Here is a 2,162-nt window from a genome sequence, read left to right as displayed (position 1 = left end):
GGAAAATGGGCAATCCACCCGTCGCAGATCGCGCTCGCCAATGAGGTGATGAGTCCATCGGAGGCCGAGGTCACCCGGGCGCGCCGCATCCTGGAGGCGATGAAGGAAGCAGAAGCGCAGGGCAAGGGCGCCGTTTCGCTCGATGGCCGGCTGATCGACTATGCCTCGATCCGCCAGGCGCAGGTGCTGGTGGGAAAAGGCCGCGCAGATCGCCGCCGCCTGACTCACGTGTCCTTCATCAGGCGCAGCGCATCATAAATGGCGGCGTGGGTATTCCGCGCCGCCACCGCATCGCCGATCCGGTAGAGCCGGAAACCGGCGGGACCGCCATTGATCATTTGTGGCCGTCCGTCGATCAGCGCGTCGTAATCGACCGCGCCCAGATTCTCAGAAAGCGGTTTCAGGTCGAAATAGAGGTCAGCCAAAGGCTGGGTGCCGTGATTGACGACGATCTGATCAACATGGCGCTCCTGCCGCAGGCTGGCGAGATAGTCTGATCCAACCACTGCCTTGAGCCGGTTGCCGTGCCGCTCCGCCGCCAGCAGCTTGTAGGTGACGGTGAAGGTGACCGCCTTGTCCTGCAGCGCCCGCATGTAGGGCACCAGGTTCATGCCCATCACCTCCGGCGCGAAGCTGCGGTCGGGCGTCATGATTTCGACGGTCGATCCTGCTTCCGCAAGAAACTGCGCGGCCTGCATGGCCGTGTGGTCGCCGGCATCGTCATAGAGCAGCACATGGGCGCCGGGCTTCACATCGCCAGAGAGAATGTCCCAGGCCGAGACGGTAAGGTCGTTGCCACTTTCCAGCACGTCCTTCTCCGGCAGGCCGCCGGTGGCGATCACCACCACGTCGGGCTTCTCGGCCAGCACATCGGCGGCCTCTGCATAGGTGTTGAAGCGGAAGGCCACATCGCGGGCGGCGCATTGCGCCATGCGCCAGTCGATGATGCCGATCATCTCAGCCCGGCGCCTGGTCATGGCGGTGAGGCGCACCTGGCCTCCGGGCTGGCCGGCCGCCTCGAAAACCATGACCTCATGGCCGCGCTCGGCCGCCACGCGGGCCGCCTCCAGTCCGCCTGGCCCCGCGCCGACCACCACCACGCGTTTGCGGTGCGTGGCGGGAGCGATCACATGCGGCATCGTCTCTTCGCGCCCGGTGGCAGGGTTGTGCATGCACAGCGCCATGGCGCCCTGATAGATACGGTCAAGACAATAGGTGGCGCCGACGCAAGGGCGGATGTCATGCTCGCGGCCTTCCATGATCTTGCGGACGATATGCGGGTCCGCCATGTGGGCGCGCGTCATGCCCACCATGTCGAGCTGGCCCGACGCCACCGCGTATCGCGCCGTGGCGACATCGGGGATGCGCGCCGCGTGGAAAGTGGGCATGCCCACTTCCCTTCGGATCATGCCGGCGAAATCGACATGCGGGGCTGATCGCATGCCCTGCACCGGGATGACACCGGTGAGCGCCGCATCGGTGTGGATGCGGCCGCGGATGATGTTGAGGAAATCGGCCAGACCAGACGCCTTGAAGCGGCGGGCCATCTCCAGGCCTTCGGCCGCGCTGATCCCGCCTTGCTCTTCTTCATCAGCGGTATAGCGCACGCCCAGCAGGAACTCAGGCCCCACGCGCTTGCGGCAGGCCTCCAGCACATCCATGGCGAAGCGCAGCCGGTTGTCGAAGCTGCCGCCATAGGGGTGCGCCAGCGTGTTGGTGAGCGGGCTTACGAACTGGTCCATCAGGTGGCCGTAGCATTCGAACTCCACGCCATCGAGGCCCGCCGCCTTCATGCGCTCGGCGGCATCGGCATAGTCTTCGATGATGCGGGCGATGTCCCAGTCCTCGATGATCTTCGGGAAGGCGCGGTGAGCGGGCTCGCGCGACGGGCCAGCGCCCACCACCGGCAGCCAGTCGCCCTTGTCCCAGCGTGTACGGCGGCCGAGATGGGTGAGCTGGATCATCACCGCCGCGCCAGCCTCATGGCAATCGTCGGCCAGCCTCTTCATCCAGCCGACCACTTCATCCTTGTAGGCGAGGATATTGTTGAACACCGGCGGGCTGTCCTTCGAGACGGCGGCGGAGCCCGCCGTCATGGTCAGCGCAACGCCCGCCCTGGCGCGCTCGAGGTGGTAGAGGCGGTAACGGTCCTTCGGCATGCC

Annotated in this window: 1 protein-coding gene and 1 pseudogene; one reads left to right on the top strand and one right to left on the bottom strand. The window is 66.0% G+C overall.

Features of this window, described 5'->3' with window-relative positions:
• Window positions 1–258 (top strand): annotated as a pseudogene (locus ACKOED_RS11920) (hypothetical protein); the annotation flags it as partial.
• On the opposite strand, the gene ACKOED_RS11915 reads toward ACKOED_RS11920, so the two are convergent.
• A partial coding sequence (locus ACKOED_RS11915; RefSeq protein ID WP_408916815.1) for an FAD-dependent oxidoreductase occupies window positions 225–2,162 on the bottom strand: 1,938 nt, incomplete at its 5' end. The pseudogene ACKOED_RS11920 and the gene ACKOED_RS11915 overlap by 34 nt on opposite strands.

The sequence above is a fragment of the Aestuariivirga sp. genome, from assembly GCF_046093005.1.
GTDB lineage: Bacteria > Pseudomonadota > Alphaproteobacteria > Rhizobiales > Aestuariivirgaceae > Aestuariivirga.
The sequence above is the reverse complement of the archived record's forward strand: the minus strand, read 5'-3'. Positions and strand labels throughout refer to the sequence as shown.